This is a genomic window from Colwellia sp. E150_009 (assembly GCF_053543955.1).
This window is the reverse complement of the sequence record NZ_JBHFOM010000004.1, coordinates 137,202-154,252: the sequence shown is the minus strand read 5'-3', so window position 1 is coordinate 154,252 and position 17,051 is coordinate 137,202. Positions and strand designations below refer to the sequence as shown.

Annotated in this window: 13 protein-coding genes; 7 read left to right on the top strand and 6 right to left on the bottom strand. The window is 36.2% G+C overall.

The genetic code is table 11. The features are described from left to right. Position 1: 1 nt before the first annotated feature. Positions 2-730 carry a response regulator transcription factor gene (locus ACE1OF_RS03465; protein ID WP_448892839.1) on the bottom strand — a complete coding sequence of 243 codons (729 nt, stop codon included), beginning with the start codon at positions 728-730 and terminating at the stop codon, positions 2-4. 173 nt (positions 731-903) lie between these two features. Between ACE1OF_RS03465 and ACE1OF_RS03460 the strand changes: the two genes are divergently transcribed. Beyond that, positions 904-1,386 (top strand): Spy/CpxP family protein refolding chaperone, encoded by a 483-nt coding sequence (locus tag ACE1OF_RS03460; RefSeq protein ID WP_448892838.1) that lies wholly within the window; start codon positions 904-906, stop codon positions 1,384-1,386. Here ACE1OF_RS03460 and ACE1OF_RS03455 read toward each other — a convergent pair. The 4 genes from ACE1OF_RS03455 to rsgA form a co-directional block, all read right to left on the bottom strand. Next, on the bottom strand, positions 1,383-3,350 hold the full coding sequence (locus ACE1OF_RS03455) for a M56 family metallopeptidase (RefSeq protein WP_448892837.1): 1,968 nt from the start codon (positions 3,348-3,350) through the stop codon (positions 1,383-1,385). The genes ACE1OF_RS03460 and ACE1OF_RS03455 overlap by 4 nt on opposite strands. Before the next feature lie 22 nt (positions 3,351-3,372). Beyond that, positions 3,373-3,759, bottom strand: a complete 387-nt coding sequence (locus ACE1OF_RS03450) for a BlaI/MecI/CopY family transcriptional regulator (protein ID WP_448892835.1) — start codon at positions 3,757-3,759, stop codon at positions 3,373-3,375. 108 nt (positions 3,760-3,867) lie between these two features. Then, positions 3,868-4,707 carry an archaetidylserine decarboxylase gene (gene asd, locus ACE1OF_RS03445; RefSeq protein WP_448892863.1) on the bottom strand — a complete coding sequence of 280 codons (840 nt, stop codon included), beginning with the start codon at positions 4,705-4,707 and terminating at the stop codon, positions 3,868-3,870. Between the two features lie 120 nt (positions 4,708-4,827). After that, positions 4,828-5,880: a small ribosomal subunit biogenesis GTPase RsgA gene (rsgA, locus tag ACE1OF_RS03440; RefSeq protein WP_448892833.1), complete on the bottom strand. Its 1,053-nt coding sequence runs from the start codon at positions 5,878-5,880 to the stop codon at positions 4,828-4,830. Between the two features lie 91 nt (positions 5,881-5,971). On the opposite strand from rsgA, the gene orn reads away from it, so the two are divergent. Together orn and ACE1OF_RS03430 are read left to right on the top strand one after the other, a co-directional pair. After that, a complete protein-coding gene (orn, locus tag ACE1OF_RS03435) occupies positions 5,972-6,517 on the top strand; it encodes an oligoribonuclease (RefSeq protein WP_448892831.1) in 546 nt (181 codons plus the stop codon). A 247-nt stretch (positions 6,518-6,764) separates the two neighbouring features. Then, entirely contained in the window at positions 6,765-10,115 is a 3,351-nt protein-coding gene (locus tag ACE1OF_RS03430) for a hypothetical protein (protein WP_448892829.1), read from the top strand. Positions 10,116-10,135: 20 nt separating this feature from the next. Here the strand turns inward: ACE1OF_RS03430 and queG are convergent, their stop codons facing one another. Continuing rightward, entirely contained in the window at positions 10,136-11,374 is a 1,239-nt protein-coding gene (queG, locus tag ACE1OF_RS03425; protein WP_448892827.1) for a tRNA epoxyqueuosine(34) reductase QueG, read from the bottom strand. Between the two features lie 96 nt (positions 11,375-11,470). Here queG and ACE1OF_RS03420 point away from each other — a divergent pair, with 96 nt between their 5' ends. The 4 genes from ACE1OF_RS03420 (at position 11,471) to mutL (ending at position 16,972) form a co-directional block, all read left to right on the top strand. Next, positions 11,471-13,033, top strand: a complete 1,563-nt coding sequence (locus ACE1OF_RS03420) for an NAD(P)H-hydrate dehydratase (protein ID WP_448892825.1) — start codon at positions 11,471-11,473, stop codon at positions 13,031-13,033. A 43-nt stretch (positions 13,034-13,076) separates the two neighbouring features. After that, positions 13,077-13,565, top strand: a complete 489-nt coding sequence (tsaE, locus tag ACE1OF_RS03415) for a tRNA (adenosine(37)-N6)-threonylcarbamoyltransferase complex ATPase subunit type 1 TsaE (protein WP_448892823.1) — start codon at positions 13,077-13,079, stop codon at positions 13,563-13,565. A gap of 104 nt (positions 13,566-13,669) precedes the next feature. Next, positions 13,670-15,001: an N-acetylmuramoyl-L-alanine amidase gene (locus tag ACE1OF_RS03410; protein WP_448892821.1), complete on the top strand. Its 1,332-nt coding sequence runs from the start codon at positions 13,670-13,672 to the stop codon at positions 14,999-15,001. Positions 15,002-15,043: 42 nt separating this feature from the next. Next, positions 15,044-16,972, top strand: coding sequence for a DNA mismatch repair endonuclease MutL (gene mutL, locus ACE1OF_RS03405; protein WP_448892819.1), 1,929 nt, complete (start codon positions 15,044-15,046; stop codon positions 16,970-16,972). Positions 16,973-17,051 lie beyond the last annotated feature (79 nt).

Here is a 17,051-nt window from a genome sequence, read left to right as displayed (position 1 = left end):
ATTAGTTACTCTCGCCAGTTAAAAACAAATAACCCGCTCCACGAACTGTTTTGATTTTTTCAACATTGCAAAAAGGTAAAAATTTTCGACGAATATTGCCAATATGTACGTCAATACTTCGATCAAAAGGGCTCAGTTTTCGGCCTAATACTTGTTCTGAAATGGTTTCTTTAGAAATTATTTGACCATGATGCTCTAACAATAACGTTAAAATTTGGTATTCAGTTCCTGTTAATTCAATTGGGTTGTTATGGCAGTGAGCAGACCTAATAGCATGATTTAGTTCGACATTATTAACCAGTAAAGGTGTTTTATCTTTTTGTGAGCCTTGTTGTAATGCTTGTTGGTTCTGTTGGTTAACTAATTCAATACGACGTAATATTGCTTTAATACGGGCCAATAACTCCTGATGATGAAAAGGTTTTGCAAGGTAATCATCAGCACCTAATTCTAAACCGCGTACTTTGTCATTGTCATCACCTTTGGCTGTTAACATTAATACAGGTGTTTTATGTTGGCTTCCCAGTGCTTTTAATACTTCAAAGCCATTAAGTTTCGGCATCATAACATCAAGTAAAATGAGATCAAATTGATTACTATAAGCTTGTTCTAGCCCTGATTGACCATCAAAACAGCAATGAACTATAAAGTCTTGTTGCGCCAAATAGTCAACTAAAAGCTCTGCTAATTCATGATCGTCATCAATAAGTAATATTTGTTTTTTATTCAAGAGAAGTGTTTACCTTATAGCTAATTATTACTTATATATTTTAACCCATTTAACATCTATTTATGATCTAATGTTGCAACCTTTACTTAATCTTTACATTGGCTTTGCGTTTCTTTGCATTGAGTTATTTATACTTGGTTTTGTGAAATTAACACAAATCCTAGGAGTTAACGATGAATATTATTAAACCTGTAAAATCTATTATTTCAATCTCAGCAGTGTGTGCGGCTATTGCATTTTCAAGTATGTCTGGTGCTTACGCAGCAGGCAATGATTTTGGCTTTGATGGACAAAAACATCACCAAAGCGGTAAACACATGATGAAACGAATGACCAAAGTACTTTCGTTATCAGAGGCGCAGCAAATACAGATAAAAGCGTTAAAAACTCAAGCTAAAGAGCAACACGAACTACAGCGTGAGTCTATGAAGAAGTTTAAAGATGAAGAAAAATTGTTACTTCGAGCCGAGTCATTTGATGAACAAGCCTATATTGCTTTACATGTATCTTATCAAGATATGTTTACTCAGGTGGCATTAACACGTGCAAAAACCAAACATGCAATATTTAACGTGTTAACAACTGAGCAGCAGGAAAAATGGTTGGCTAAAATGGATAAACGTAAGAAGAACAGTAAGAAAGGTAAAAGAGATTAGCTCTGTAAGCTAAAAGCAAATACTTTAGACATCTGGCTTTCTACTGGCTTATTATCAACTTTAGCTGGTAGAAAGCGCCATTTTTTAATAGCCGATCGAATTGAACTTTTAAAGTAGTTGATGTGGTTTTGTGGATCAAACTGAATATTTTTTATTTTCCCATTAATATCTATGGTGAAATCCACCTTTACTTCAATTTCAATACCTTTGCGTTTGGCAACACTTGGATACACTGGGTCAACAGATTTTAGCTGTTTTGCATTTTGCCAAACAGCTTTAGTCGATGTTTTTTCGGTTTCTTTAAGTGGGGGTGTTTTTGGGAAAATATTATTGTTGTTTTTAACCGCTTGATTGTTACCAGTATGATTACGCTTTACTGTTTTATTTTCAAAAGGTTTAGCATTCTGTTGACTAGTATTTGATGCTGATGAAACAGCTAATTGTACAAGTTCTTGCTGATAAGGGTTATTTAAATTAGTGCGTTCAAACGCTTTTTCAACCATTAAAGAGTCACTAGCAACCTTGTTTTCAACATGCCGTTTACTCTTCGTTGGAACTTTAGAAGTTAAGTTGTCTAATTTGGTTGTAAATTGTTTATCTGTGATGGTATCTGTTTGTGACTTCGGTTGCGTTTGAGCTGGTTTGCTAGTTGAAGCAAGCGACTGTTTATTTACTGGTTGGTTTTCCGTTTCTTTAAGGGTTGGTGCTTGCGTTTGCTGTATATGGTTTTGTAAGGGCTGTTCAATTGGTGCTAACAATTGTTGTGCGATACTTTTAGCTGCCGTACCTTCATTAACCATGTTAATGCTGTCTTGTTCTTTAACTGCATGACTTTCAATTGAGTTTGATATTTCTCTATTATTTTTTGTGTGATTACTTTTAATTTGGCTAAATTGTTTCCATGGGTTTTCGTTGTACCAAATATCAAGCAAAGGCATGGTTAGTAGTTGCTTGCTTGAAAGCAATAGAACAGAAAAAATAATTGTCGCGCTGGCAAACCATTTACTGATGTTATTACTTGGTGCGCAATGATGATCAACCAAGCGAATCACACGTTGTTTTAAATCACCACCTGATGCGGCCATTGCCATATTGGGTATTGTATGATTATGCGTTTTTGTACATAAAGAGGCTGTGTCAGCCAATGTATGGGCGTAAGCAATTGCATTTCCGCAATGTTGTACAGCAATATCATCACTGCAGTATTCGCGCTCGTTACGCATTTGTTTAGAAACCCATAATACAGCAGGATGGAAAAACAATAATATTTCAACGAGTGTTTGTAAAAAGTTGACCAAATAATCATGTCGACGAATATGGGCAAGCTCATGCAAAATTAGCATTTCAAGCTGTGCGTTATTTAAGCCTGTGATCATGGTGGCAGGCAATAAAACGACAGGTTTAAGCCAGCCAATAGCCATGGGCACTTCAACTTTTAATGAAATTAATAAGCGAGGCGTTACGTTTAAACTAATTTGTTTAACCAACTCATCAAAACGCGACTTTAGCTCATCATTTGGCGCAACAGTGCCCTGTTTAGGTAGTTTATTAACCGTTGATATTTCTATTAATAATTTACTGGCTAACAAGGTAATAGTGGCTAACCATAAAACAGAAAGGTAGGGCAGTAACAGCGGCAGTGTCTCGGTGAGCTCTCTATATGTAAATAGAGCATCAGGCTGCTTTAGCTCTTGTATGAATTCATTTAGCGCTAAAGAACTTGCCAGTGTATTAACTGAGGTAACCTCAGTTTGATAAATAATAATAAAGGTAATAATGGGTAATAGTAAGTTTACCAACATAGCTAGTGCTGATAAAGCATAACGTAATTGAGGCTTGTTATTGTTGAAAATAAGTAATGCAGATTTTAATACGATAGCCACGAGCAAACCTTGCCACAAAAAATGCAATAAAGTGAGCGCTAAACTGGTTAAAATGGGGCTACTGAAAAAATTTTCTAGCATATTATTTTTTAATATTTATCTCTTAGGTTTCTTTTTCTAGTGAATTTAGTAGCTGACGAATATCATTAATTTCTTGGGCTGAAGTTGAATCATCAATAGCTCGCATGACTAACTTTGAGGTAGAACCACCAAATGCTTTACTAATAAGATCTTTAATTAAAGAAGATTGTGTATGTGTTTCACTATTCGCGGCGGCATAGACATGAGCACGATTGGTTTCGTCACGAATTACCAATGATTTTTCATGCATTATTTGAAGTATTTTTAATACAGTAGTGTAACCAGTTGTATGTGTTGCGCTAACTACTTCGTGTATTTGTTTAACGGTAGCTGGACCCATCTGCCAAAGAATATTGAGTAAAGATAACTCTGCTTCTGTAGGCTTTACTACGGATTTATCAAGTGCCATGTTTCTTCCCGAATAATAAATTTGTAAAGTTTAATTATATGCTACGAACTCAGTCGTAACACTTGTTTGCTTATATCCTATCCTTTGTTGAATTAATGAGCAACTAATTTATGTGTCATTTGTGTTGATCAAACTCGCATAATTTTCGCCTAATCTTGTTACTGTTTCTGGTGCAGCATCAGGTGCAAAATCAATCATGTTAGGCGCAAAAGCACACACAACAGTTGACCCTAGTTTAAAGCGCCCCATTTCGTCACCTTTTTCAAAATGAACAGCGTCAATACCTGTTGCAGGATATTGCCATCTGAAAATATCTTTACCTGCAGGAGGAGTGATGGTGCCGGCCCAAGTTGTTTCAATACTCGCCACAATGGTTGCACCCACAAGCACCATGGCTAATGGGCCATGCGTTGTATCAAATATGGTAACTATGCGTTCATTACGGGCAAATAAATTAGGTACATTATTAGCGGTGAGCGGGTTAACCGAAAATAATTCGCCAGGTACGTAAATCATTTCACGCAAGGTTGCAGCCATAGGCATATGGATTCTATGATAATCTTTTGGTGCCAGATAAATACAAGAAAATTTGCCTTCTTGAAAAGGCGCTGCTGTTCTTACGTCTCCTCCTAATAAAGAGGTTAGGCTGTAGTTAAATCCTTTCGCTTGGATTAATTTTCCTTCAACAATGTCGCCTTGCTGTGAAATTGCACCATCGACGGGGTAACATAACGTATTAATATCAGCATTAATTGTGCGTGCGCCTTCTTCTAATTCGCGGGTGAAAAAGTCATTAAAAGTGGCAAAATCACTTGCATTTTTTAGTTTAGCTTCAGCCATATTGATCTTATATGTTTTGATAAATATATTAATTAGCTTTGTGGTAAACCAACCCATTTTTGCAGCAGCTAATTTCCCTACTAAACGAGAAATTGCATGTTTGGGCATAATATACTGTAAGGTGATTTTAATTCTGTCATTAAAATTATTGGTTGAAGGTTTGCTCTGAGACGACACGTTTTTTCCTTTATGTATTCTAAATTATTTATAAAATGAGTTAATTCATCACTAATCATTAAATCGTGATGTGAGTTTGTTTTCACCTAAACTACCTAAAATTCGCTGGAAGCTAGCTAGGCGCTTAGGGTGAATATCTTGATCAGAAGCAGCAATTAATGCGCAACCAGGATCGTTTTGGTGTTTACAATCTCTAAATTTACATAAGCCTTGAAATTGTTCAAATTCTTTGAAGCCATTAAACACTTGCTCAGGGGTTAAATGCCATAAACCAAATTCTCGAATACCAGGTGAATCAATTAAGTCGCCGCCGTCTTCAAAATGATACAAACGTGCGACTGTTGTTGTATGTTGACCTAAACCAGAGTTTTGTGAAACTTCTTGAGTGATGACACCTAATTCGGGCATAAGCGCATTAACTAAGGTTGATTTACCTACCCCCGATTGGCCAACAAAAATGCTTACATGTTGGCTTAATTGTGTTTTTATGTCGTTAATACCTTCATTAGTTTGACTACTGCCATACAGTACTTGATAACCAATCGTTCGATATATTTGTAATTGTTGTTCAATATCAGTTTGTTCTTTCTGACTTAGCTCGCCCAGCAAATCAATTTTGTTTAATACAATGACTGGGGTGATGCCAGTTTGTTCTGCGGCAACTAGGTAACGATCGATAATATCGCTATTGAATGCGGGTAATAGTGATGAAACAATTAAAATTTGGCTAATATTTGCCGCAATGGGTTTTACGCCGTCGTAAACATCAGGACGACTTAAGACTGATTCACGATCATGCACAGCTTCAATAATGCCACGAATACTGTGTTCAGTTTCTTTACCTAAACGCCATAGCACTTTGTCTCCGCACACTAAAGAAGTTATTGAGCGGCGTAGGTTGCAGCGATATATAGTGCCATCGTTACTTTCTACATCAGCATGTTGGCCAAATCGACTAATTACAGTACCTTGTTCAGTTGCACCAAGCTCGTCATCTTGCCATTGTACTTTCTCAAGACCTGAGCCTGCTTTTGGCCGTAATTTTTTGTCGTGATTGGCTTTAATGCGCCGTTGCTGGCCTTTAGTCAGTTTTTTCTTAGACACAAGTGTTGATCATTTTGTTTAATCCTAGTGAGTTGTCGGCTATTATACTGACATTTACTAGCTATTGCTTGTGCAATTTTAAGGGATATTTATGACATGTAACAAAACCAATTTAATTTGGCTTGATTTAGAGATGACAGGCTTAGAGCCTGAGACGGACGTTGTCTTAGAAATAGCCACTATTGTGACAGATAGTCAGCTAAATATTTTAGCAGAAGGTCCTGTTTTTGCTATTGCCCAACCAGACGATGTTTTAGACAATATGAGTGAATGGTGTATTGAACACCATGGTAATTCAGGGTTAACGCAACGTTGTCGCGACAGTAAGGTAGATATTAAAGAAGCTACCGCTAAAACTATTGAATTTGTTCAGCAATATGTTCCCCAAGGCGTGTCACCTATGTGTGGTAATAGTATTGGGCAAGACAGACGTTTTATAAATAAATACATGCCTGATTTTGAAGATTATTTTCATTATCGTAACTTAGATGTAAGTACAGTAAAAGAATTAGCTCGCCGTTGGAAACCAGAAGTATTAGATAAAGTTGTTAAAACAGGCGCACATTTAGCGTTAGACGATATACGTGAATCTATTGCAGAGTTAAAGGTTTATCAAGAGCACTTTTTTAGATTATAACTGTAAACATTAATGCTCAAGCGATGTTATGATAGAAAGCAAAAGTGTGTCCAAATGTGATATACGCTCAGCCTTGAAAATGAGAGTTTATATTACATCACCTCTTATTTACGGTGCATATAAAAGGCTAGCCTAGTTGTTAAATAGTGTTAATGTACTCATAACCTTTTTGTTATCTGGCTATTATTTCTCTTATGCTTTGGTATAAACTAAGCGTATTAAGGAATTTAGAGTAAAAACAATAACTATGAGCGATATTGACGAGTTTTCTGACCTGACCAAAGATAATATGGCACCTATTCAACCTAAACAAACACAGAAATTAAAACCGTTATATCGACAATTTACCTCTTTGTTAATGGCCTTGTTTTTGACGATAGTGGTTGCGGTAGGGCTAGCTTATTCATTATTTTATCAGAATAATATTCAGAAATACGCATTAGAAGCTAATCAACTAATTCCTTTAACACAAGAATTAAAACAGATTAAAGCATTGCAAAAAGCGGATGAGCTCGTTAGTAATTTATTGGCTGCTGCCAATGCAGAAAATTTTGTTGAATTACATAAAACATTAACTACGCTCAATAGCCAGTTACTAGAACATAAAACTCGTGCCAATGTAGTAACTTTTCAACAATGGTTGAATGAATATAGACTTGCCGAAGATACTGTCTCACGTCTGCAAGATAGCTACACGCGTAATCAACAGTTAAAACAAAGTAGCATTATTCAGTTGCAGTTAATGATACTTTCCATACAGCCAGTGATTAATAAACAGCGTGCTCAACAAAAAACCTATTATGAACAATTACAGGCTGAAAAAGTAAAAAACAAGGTGACTTATCGTAGTGCAAGCGCTTATGCACAAGCAGTTCAGCATTTAAATCATCTACAACAGTTAAAATCTTTGTTCCTTGATGTGTTATTAGGTTTCGAACAACTAAATAGACATACTCCTATGGTACGTTTTGAGTATTTACGCACAAAGGTAGAAGAACTTTTTGCACTGCATCAGCAGGCGAGAGTTAACGACCCAAACAAAGTCATGCTTGATGTTAACCAGCAACTTAACGCTTTTGAAAAAATAGCTTTAACAGAGCAAAATGCTTTGGCTAAATGGCAGGGATATATTCGTTTAGCTGAAAATTATCGGTTAGATTTAACGGAGCAACAACAAAAAATAAAACAACTACTCGCTACCTCTTATGAATATCCACGGATAAATAGTAAAAGTATTATCAGTACTTTTCTTAGTAAGTTTGATCTTTATTTATCGACTCAGAGCATTATTATCATTTTAACTGCAATGATAAGCTTTTCATTATACTTCTTTTTCTTTTTATTGTGGCAATTACGAAGTCAAATTAAGTTATCTATTCAAAATAGCGTCGATATTATTAAAGAGACATTTAACAAACCAACAGTAAATGTAGTGGCTAATTGTATGGAAACACAAGAAATAATTCAGCTTGTGGAAAACACAGTAAAACCGTTGCATAGCGAACTTGAATTTCAATCACTGACTACACAATACCAATCTTTGCAGCAACGCTTATCAGAGCAAATTGAAAAAACGAAAGATTTAATTCAACACAATGAGCAATATGAACTTGAAATAAAAGCTAAAGAACAAAAAAAACTTGAGGATGAGTTACGTCATTATAGCTTGATAGAAACGTCGCTACTCAGAATAATACAGCAGCATCAATTAGCTTGTATTAGCCCTAAATTATTAACAAAAGATCAGGGCTTGGGTACATCAATCCAATTAAGTTTGTTGTATCGACAGTTAACACAGTTTGACTTATTGTTAGCACTACAGTCAGATAAATTACGACTAGTGCTTTGTGATACTAACTTGATTGCTGAACTATATGCCGTTTTATTTAATGAACAACGAGAAGAACCTGTATCTAATAACCAATTATTTATTCGTTGTGATGAACAACTACTCAGTGAAGTAAAAATAGATCTATATTTATTCCAACAGCTAATTGGTTCGTTTATTGCTATTGCTATTGCAGACTGCCCCGATACTCAATTACACTTGCGAGTACAACTACAAGATAAAAGTGTAGGACAACAATTAGTCCACTTTTCAGCTAAAGTTAAAACTAAATCGCAGAATGCATTACCTGCTTTAGTGACAGAATTACTGAGATCGCAATTAACTCAAATTACAGCGTCTCTCCCAGTAGAAGTTTTTTCATTGCTATTGGCTAAGCAACACGGAGATAATGTTACAGCTCAACTTGTTGATGATGGTTACCATCTTAGTTTTGAATTACCGTTAGCAACAACAACAGTCAATGATGCGGATGAAATATCACTAAATAATAGTAAAATAGTGTTATTGGCAAATAATGACATTTTGACTGAAATAATTGAAAAAACTGTATTGCTTGCAAAAGGAAAATTTGAACGTTTAGCTGTTATTGAAAGTATTGAGCATTATATTAATGCAACATACCTCAGTAACCATAAGCTTGATGTTTTAGTGATTTCTAGTGATATGGCGTTTAACCATCTTGATTATATCCATGAGAAAATTTTTACATTACCTCATGCTATGCAACCTAAATTAATGGTACTTCAATCAAAAGAATTGAGTTATGAACGTTTCGGTTTCTATGAGCAAGCAGAACAAATTTTTTGTAAGGACACTTTCATCGAAAATCTTGTTAAATTAGTCAAAAGTAGTAAAAGAGATAATCAACTATTTAGTTGTGAGCCTTTTATTGAAAATCAAAACATTTCAATTCAATTACCGATACTTCTTGGCGTTCGATCACCACAATACTATCAAAATTTGCAGCGAATATTACAATGGCTAGGTTTACAGGTGCAGGTAGTTACTCATGAAACATTACAGAAAACACGTTGGAAAACAGGGCAATTTGGCATATTGATTACAGAGTTTATTGAAACAGCTTTTGTTGAAATGACCAATACCCCCTCCATTAATATTGGCGTTTTTAGTCTCACCGATAGCAAGTTTAATGTTAGTAATCGCAGTAACATTAATACATGGTACAAAGGGAAGCTCACTAAAGAAAGTACATTAACTGAGTTAATTAATGCCTTATCTCCTTGGATCAGGCTTAAAAGCAACTTAAAGAGCAAGTCTGAACAAGTATTAAAGACAGCGTTACCTCTTTCTCGCCCTAAAAATGATCGTTCACATAATACAGGGCTTCCAGACATAGCCAATGAACTTTTTATTACACAAGTTGCTGATGTTTATAGTCAAAATAAAAATGAAATGACTTTTGACTTTTCACGCTATTTGTTCAATCAAGGATCGGCAGAATTAGCATTCTTTATGCTTGATGATTACACGCAAGATAATCATCAACAACTGAATACATTAATTGAAGCGATCAAGGGAAAGAATATAGCGACAGCCAAATTGTCTATAGCAACGTTGGTGCTAAATGCCAATATACTCGCTGCCCCAAGGTTGCAAATATTATGTAATCAATGGACAAAGCTTTTAAGTGGCAGTGAAATTCCCAGCAGTTTAGATAATATTAACGTTTTAATTAAAGAGACACGTTTTGCATTGAATGATATTGATACCTATGCTGAGGCTATTTAGGCCAATTCAACGTAAAATCATTAGGCGTCTCTGGGGAGTCCTTTTTCAACTGAGCGAATTAATCGAGCATTGAGCCTTTTGTTGGTATCGTTATCTATTTTAGTTATTGAACCAGTGTTATTAGGTTTTTTCATTTGTTGCTGTTCAATAGCCCAGCGAATATGCTCAGCAACTAATGTTGAGGCATTACTTAATTTCTCCTCCAATGTCTTAATAATCTCTTTATCCCATGGTGCATTTCCTAAGGCAACGGCAATATTTCGTTGCCAACTTTGAAAGCCTATTCTACGTATAGGAGATCCTTCCAAAGTGGCTAAAAAATAGGGTTCATCCCAAGCAAAAAGCGTTAGCAGCGTTATTTCATCTAGTTGGTGTCGAGCTTGAAAATCATTTTCTAAACTGAGTTTGGCGTATTTATTCCATGGACAAATTAGCTGGCAATCATCACAACCATAAATTCTATTGCCCATTAAGGGTCTTAATTCAAGTGGAATAGGATCGGGTGATTCAATAGTAAAGTAAGAAATACAACGTCTTGCATCAACAACATAAGGTTCAACAATAGCTTGTGTAGGGCATATTTTAATACAAGCAACACAATGTCCGCAGCCATTGATTTTTGTCTTGTGGGTGTCTGTAGCATCTGTTGTTTTTAATGAATCACTTTTTTCAGGCTGAATAGTCGTTACAGGTAAAGGGATATCAATTAATAGTTCACCAATAAAAAACCAAGAACCAGCTTCTTTGTTTAGCAATAAACTGTGTTTTCCTACCCAACCTAAACCTGCTTTTTCGGCTAAAGGACGTTCTAATATTGGTGCTGAGTCAACAAAAGGGCGGAAGTTGAAGTTTTCACAGTATTGAGTAATCAATTTGCCTAATTGTTGAAGTCGTTTACGCATTAATTTGTGGTAATCTCGACCTAATGCGTAGCGACTTATATAGGCATGGTCTTTGGCTTTTAAAATACGCGCGCATTTTGCTTTGGTAGGTAGATAATCTAATCTGACACTTATCGCTCTAACCGTGCCAGGGGCCAATTCGGCAGGACGGGCTCGCATTAATCCGTGCCGAGCCATATAATCCATATTGCCATGGTAATTATTTGCTATCCACTTTTCTAGCGCTTGTTCATGCTTAGAGAGATCAATATCGGTAATACCTAGTTGAGAAAAACCTAATTCTTTTCCCCAACACTTGATTTTTTCAACCAATTCAGGATAGTTAATAGTAGGGGTATTAGGCGTGGTGTTTGTCATTTTTAAGTGAAATAACCAGTATATAGAGTAAATAAAGAAGACTAAATTAATCGAAACATAATTAGTCGACACATAATCAACAGGGCGTAAATTTTGATGAGTTTATCACAACAAGCTAACACAAAACATAGTTGGTACAGCGCTTATAGCGCGAAACAAGTGCTAGATAATGAAAGCATTGTGGCCAAAAGTCAAAAGCTACCAATGTTTGAATTAATGACTCGAGCTGGAAATGCCGCGTTTCAGGTTTTGTGTCAACGTTGGCCTACGGCAAACAGTGTTTTAGTTTTATCGGGCAAAGGCAATAATGGCGGGGATGGATTTGTTTTGGCACGTTTAGCACATTTAGCAAATATGAATGTTAGCGTGCTAATAACCTGCGAGCCTGAATATATTAAAGGTGACGCGTTAACCGCATATCAAGCCATGCTCGACGCAGGGGTTAAACAGGTTTCTACTCAAAACTTAGTTGCAGCAGTTAGTAATTTTTCTGGTGATATTATTGTTGATGCACTTTTTGGAATTGGTTTTTATGGCGTGTTAAATGAACCAATGCAGCAATTAGTTGCTACTATAAATGCTAAGAATGCGATGGTATTAAGTATCGATATTCCCTCAGGCTTATGTGCAACAACGGGGTTTGTTCATGGAGATAATGCGGTTATTGCCGATGTAACCGTTACCTTTATTGTTTACAAACAAGGTTTACTTACAGGGCAAGCAGCTAACTTTGTTGGTGAGCTATTGCTAGCTGACATTGATTTAGGTATTGCGTTTACGGAAGCTGTGACGAGTGCTGTGGAGTATCTCGATAGTAATCCCTTATGTAATGAGATTAAGCCATTAAAAAAACGAGTGAATACTAGCCATAAAGGAATGATAGGAGAAGTGTTAGCGATTGGCGGTGGTCAGGGAATGCCTGGTGCTATTCGTTTAGCGAGTGAAGCCACGTTAAGGTGTGGTGCAGGGCTAGTTGGCGTCTGTTGTCATAAGAATAACCAAGTGATGGTGTTTAATGGTCGCCCTGAACTAATGTTAGCACCTGCCACAGCAAAACTTTTGGTTAACTCAATGGCAATGAAAAAAGCCAAAGTTATATTACTTGGACCAGGTTTAGGACAAACAGCTTGGGCCAAAACATTGTTTGACTTGATTATAGCCGACATAATTAATTCTAAGGTAATAGATAATAAAGAAAAACGTTTGGTGATAGATGCTGACGCTTTAACATTTTTAGCTCAAACTAAAAGTTATTGCGAACATTGGGTTTTAACACCACACCCAAAAGAAGCAGCGCGTTTATTGGGGTGTGATGTAGCAAGTATAGAAGCTGATCGTTTTAGCGCAGTACAAAGTATTGTTAAACAATACGGAGGCATTTGTATTTTAAAAGGGGCGGGAACTTTAATCTCAGATGGAAATCAAATAATGATCAACAGCACAGGCAATGCAGGTATGGCTTCAGGCGGTATGGGCGATGTACTCGCTGGTATTGTGGCAGCATTTACATTACAAGCGAATGATTATTTTATGGCTGCTTGTTCTGCTGTCTATATTCATGGCGCTGCAGGTGATATTATTGCGAATAAGTATGGTCAATGTGGCATGTTAGCGAGTGATTTGTTTACGCCACTACGCACATTAGTTAATGCAACTTAACTCATTTTAATTTTTTTTAAAATGATAAGATTTTTGAGAACAAATGAAACAGTTAGAATATCTATTAGCCGATGAAGCAGCTACTGTTATCATGGGTGAAAGCATAGCGAAAGCGGTGCTTGAGCAATATGAACAACAGCAGAATCAGCAATCATTAGTTGTTTTTTTAAATGGTGATTTAGGAGCAGGAAAGACAACGCTAACCCGAGGCTTTGTTAGAGGTATGGGGCATCAAGGGAATGTGAAAAGCCCTACTTATACTTTAGTTGAACCTTACGAGTTACCACCTTGGCAAGTTTATCATTTTGATCTGTATCGTTTGAGTGATCCTGAAGAATTAGAGTATATGGGCATTCGTGATTATTTTGCAGATCACTGTTGTTGTTTTATTGAATGGCCAGAAAAAGGCGCTGGGGTCTTGGCTAATGCCGATATAATCATTAATATAGTTTATCAAGACGAACAAAGGTTAATTAACTTACAAGCGTATTCAAGTCGGGGAGACAATGTTTTACGACAATTATCTTCCTAACGTTTGGGGTTGTTGTTCTGATTTGTTATGTGGATATTGTTTAGAAAACATTGAGTTTAGAGAATATTAAGTTTAGAAAATATTAACACTATTTAAGGTTTATTATGCGTTTGTTATCTTACATTATATCTACTTTGCTTTGGTTGTCCTTAACCGCAGCATTGTTGACTGTAAGTAATGCAGCAGCAAGCGCAAATAGCATTAATGGTATTCGTGTTTGGCCTGCGCCTGAAAATACACGTATCGTTTTTGACCTTAAATCGAAGCCAGATTATAAATATTTTACCTTAAAAAATCCTAATCGTTTAGTGATTGATTTTAAAAATACCAACAATACTGCCAGTTTAAAAGCGTTAGCTAACAATGATCCTCGTATTAAACTCTTTCGTACTAGCACGTCAAAATCAAAAGCAGATACGCGACTAGTGTTAGAGTTAGCTAAAGCTTACCCTATTACCGTATTCCCTCTAGCGCCTGCGGGACAATATGGTGATCGTCTCGTTATTGATTTATATGACAAGGATAAAAAAGACGACAGTATCATTAAAACACTACCTAATGAAAAGCGCGATATTATTATTGCTATTGTTGCAGGTCATGGTGGTGAAGATCCTGGCTCTATTGGTGCTAAAGGTTCTTATGAAAAACGAGTTACCTTATTCATTGCAAAGAAACTTGCCAAATTAATTGACCAACGTGCTGGATTTAAAGCCGTAATGATTCGAACGGGCGATTATTACGTCACACATAGCCGTAAAACAGAATTAGCAAGAAAAAATAAAGCAGATTTATTAATTTCAATTCATGCCGATGCTTTTGTTTCGCCTAAACCTCATGGTGCTTCTGTATTAGTGCAGTCGTCTAGGCGAGCAAACTCTGAATTTACCCGTTGGATTGAGAATAGACAAGATGAGTCTGAATTGCTTGGAGGGGCGGGTGAAACTATTAAAAAAACAAAAGATAAAAATCTAGCATTTACACTCGCAGATATGAAAAAAGAGTATACAATGGCAAGCAGTTATGAGTTTGCTTTGCATGTAATTAAAGAGCTAAAACAAGTGACTAAGCTTCATAAAAAAGAGCCTGAAGGCCTTAGTTTAGCTGTGTTAAAATCATCAGATATTCCTTCAGTGCTCATTGAAACTGGATTTATTTCTAATCCTGCAGAAGAGAAAAAACTTAATAATAAACATCACCAACAAAAATTGGCCAACGCTATTTTTAAAGCAGTTAATAGTTTTTTCATAGAAAACTCGCCTAAAGGTACTTTGTTAGCCGCTACTGAAATGAAAAAACATAAAGTTAGAAGTGGTGAATCTTTATCTGTACTGGCACAACGTTATAAAATATCTGTAAATACGATAAAATCAGTCAACAATTTGAAGTCGAATGTTTTACGCATTGGTCAAACGTTAAAAATTCCTCGTGAAGGCTAACACCTTTTTAATAAGCAAAAGCAATCATTAATAAGAAAAACTATGTCAATAGCAATACTTCCAGCCCGTTTAGCAAACCAAATAGCTGCGGGTGAAGTGGTAGAAAGACCTGCTTCAGTTATTAAAGAACTTGTTGAGAATAGTTTAGATGCTGGCGCAACTATAATAAATATTGAGGTTGATAAAGGTGGTGTTAAGCGTATCCGTATTAATGACAACGGTGTAGGTATTGCTAAAGAAGAACTCACACTTGCATTAAGCCGTCATGCAACCAGCAAAATAAAAGACTTAAAAGATTTAGAAGCCATAAATAGTTTAGGCTTTCGTGGTGAGGCATTAGCCAGCATTAGCTCTGTTGCAAGGTTAACATTAACGTCCAAACCCAAAGTCCAAGCAACAGCATGGCAAGCAAGTGCGGAAGGTCGTGATATGGCTGTAAGCATAAAACCAGCAGCACATCCCGATGGTACGACGATTGAAGTATTAGATTTGTTTTTTAATACGCCAGCAAGACGCAAATTTTTACGCACAGAAAAAACAGAATTCACTCATATTGATGAAGTGATACGTCGCATTGCATTAGCCTGTTTTGATGTTTCTTTTTCGCTTACACACAATGGAAAAATGATACGGCAGTATCGTGCGGCCACCACTAAAGCACAAACCGCCAAACGGGTTGCCGTTGTGTGTGGACAAAAGTTTGTTGATAATGCCATAGAAATTGATTGTCAGCATGACGATATGCATTTTACAGGTTGGTTAGCTAAACCTAGCTTTTCACGTAATCAAAATGACCTTTGCTATAGTTATGTTAACGGTAGAATGATGCGTGATAAATTAATTAATCATGCGATACGTCAAGCATACGCAGATTTATTACCGTCTGATACTTACCCTGCTTTTGTGTTGTTTTTATCTCTTGATCATAGTGAAGTGGATGTCAATGTTCATCCAGCCAAACATGAAGTGCGTTTTCATCAAAGCCGTTATGTTCATGACTTTATTTACGCTGTTTGCCACAAAGCGTTAATGGAAAACAATCAAGCACTAGACTTGAATGCTCAGTTGCATCAAGGTGAGCCAGAATTTAATAATATACATTATCAGCGACCAGATTATGTAACGCCTTTAACGCAACTAAGTCAGCAACAAGCAAGTCACTCGTACAGCGCTTGTGATCAAATTAATGAAAAAGCTTCTCCGCGCAATGTTGTAACAAAAAACTTTGGAACTCGTCCCCCTGTAACAAAATCTGCAGTTGAAAACTATCAGCATTTAATGACTCCTGACTCTCACATCAGTGATGCCCATGAAGGATTACCAGCACCTATTTTAGATAATGTTTATAACCCAAAGGCTTATTTTTTAGCGGTTGAACAAGACAAATATGGACTGTTTAAACACAATAAAAGTTTATATTTGCTTTCATTGGCAGCATTAGCCAATAAAGTTTATAAAAATAAAGTGGCGTTGAGTTGGCAAGTAAGCGCCGATAAATTGTCAAAAGGATTAATTAGCCAGCCTTTATTGTTACCTATTGTAATAACACTTTCACCAGAACAACTGAGTCTAGTAGAACTTTTGCAAGAACAATTAACAATGGCAGGTATTATTGTTCATTTTAATGACGGTGCACGTACTAAAAGAAGCGTTCAAATACGCCAGTTTCCTGCTCTATTACGTGAACAAGATGTTAGTACTAGTTTTATCAGTATTATTGATGAATTATTAGTTTTAGCGACTCATGGCAGTGAAAATATTTATGAGGATGCGGTTATTTCTGCGATTGCTAAGGCAATGGTGGCTCAATCCTATAGTGAGGTAGAAGCAAATATGTTGTGGCAAACAGCAGAAAAAGTGTTTGGTAAACAAATAATAGATTTCATGCTCTTGAATTCTGTCACATTAGACCTTACATCAGACATTAAGCAATTAAACACTAAAGTTGGGCATCTAAGAATAGATGATTAGTTTAGTGATAAATAAAGAACTACCGTGAGATATATATTCAGTGCCATCAAATAGTCTAGTTAAGCCTCCCCCTGTTATT

What these genes read in the sequence shown, in the direction of transcription:
- ACE1OF_RS03455 (WP_448892837.1), bottom strand. Translation starts at nt 3,350, where the DNA reads ATGCTAGAAAATTTTTTCAGTAGCCCCATTTTAACCAGTTTAGCGCTC.
- ACE1OF_RS03410 (WP_448892821.1), top strand. Translation starts at nt 13,670, where the DNA reads ATGCGTTTGTTATCTTACATTATATCTACTTTGCTTTGGTTGTCCTTA.
- orn (WP_448892831.1), top strand. Translation starts at nt 5,972, where the DNA reads ATGACATGTAACAAAACCAATTTAATTTGGCTTGATTTAGAGATGACA.
- tsaE (WP_448892823.1), top strand. Translation starts at nt 13,077, where the DNA reads ATGAAACAGTTAGAATATCTATTAGCCGATGAAGCAGCTACTGTTATC.
- asd (WP_448892863.1), bottom strand. Translation starts at nt 4,707, where the DNA reads ATGCCCAAACATGCAATTTCTCGTTTAGTAGGGAAATTAGCTGCTGCA.
- ACE1OF_RS03430 (WP_448892829.1), top strand. Translation starts at nt 6,765, where the DNA reads ATGAGCGATATTGACGAGTTTTCTGACCTGACCAAAGATAATATGGCA.
- ACE1OF_RS03450 (WP_448892835.1), bottom strand. Translation starts at nt 3,759, where the DNA reads ATGGCACTTGATAAATCCGTAGTAAAGCCTACAGAAGCAGAGTTATCT.
- ACE1OF_RS03460 (WP_448892838.1), top strand. Translation starts at nt 904, where the DNA reads ATGAATATTATTAAACCTGTAAAATCTATTATTTCAATCTCAGCAGTG.
- queG (WP_448892827.1), bottom strand. Translation starts at nt 11,374, where the DNA reads ATGACAAACACCACGCCTAATACCCCTACTATTAACTATCCTGAATTG.
- mutL (WP_448892819.1), top strand. Translation starts at nt 15,044, where the DNA reads ATGTCAATAGCAATACTTCCAGCCCGTTTAGCAAACCAAATAGCTGCG.
- ACE1OF_RS03420 (WP_448892825.1), top strand. Translation starts at nt 11,471, where the DNA reads ATGAGTTTATCACAACAAGCTAACACAAAACATAGTTGGTACAGCGCT.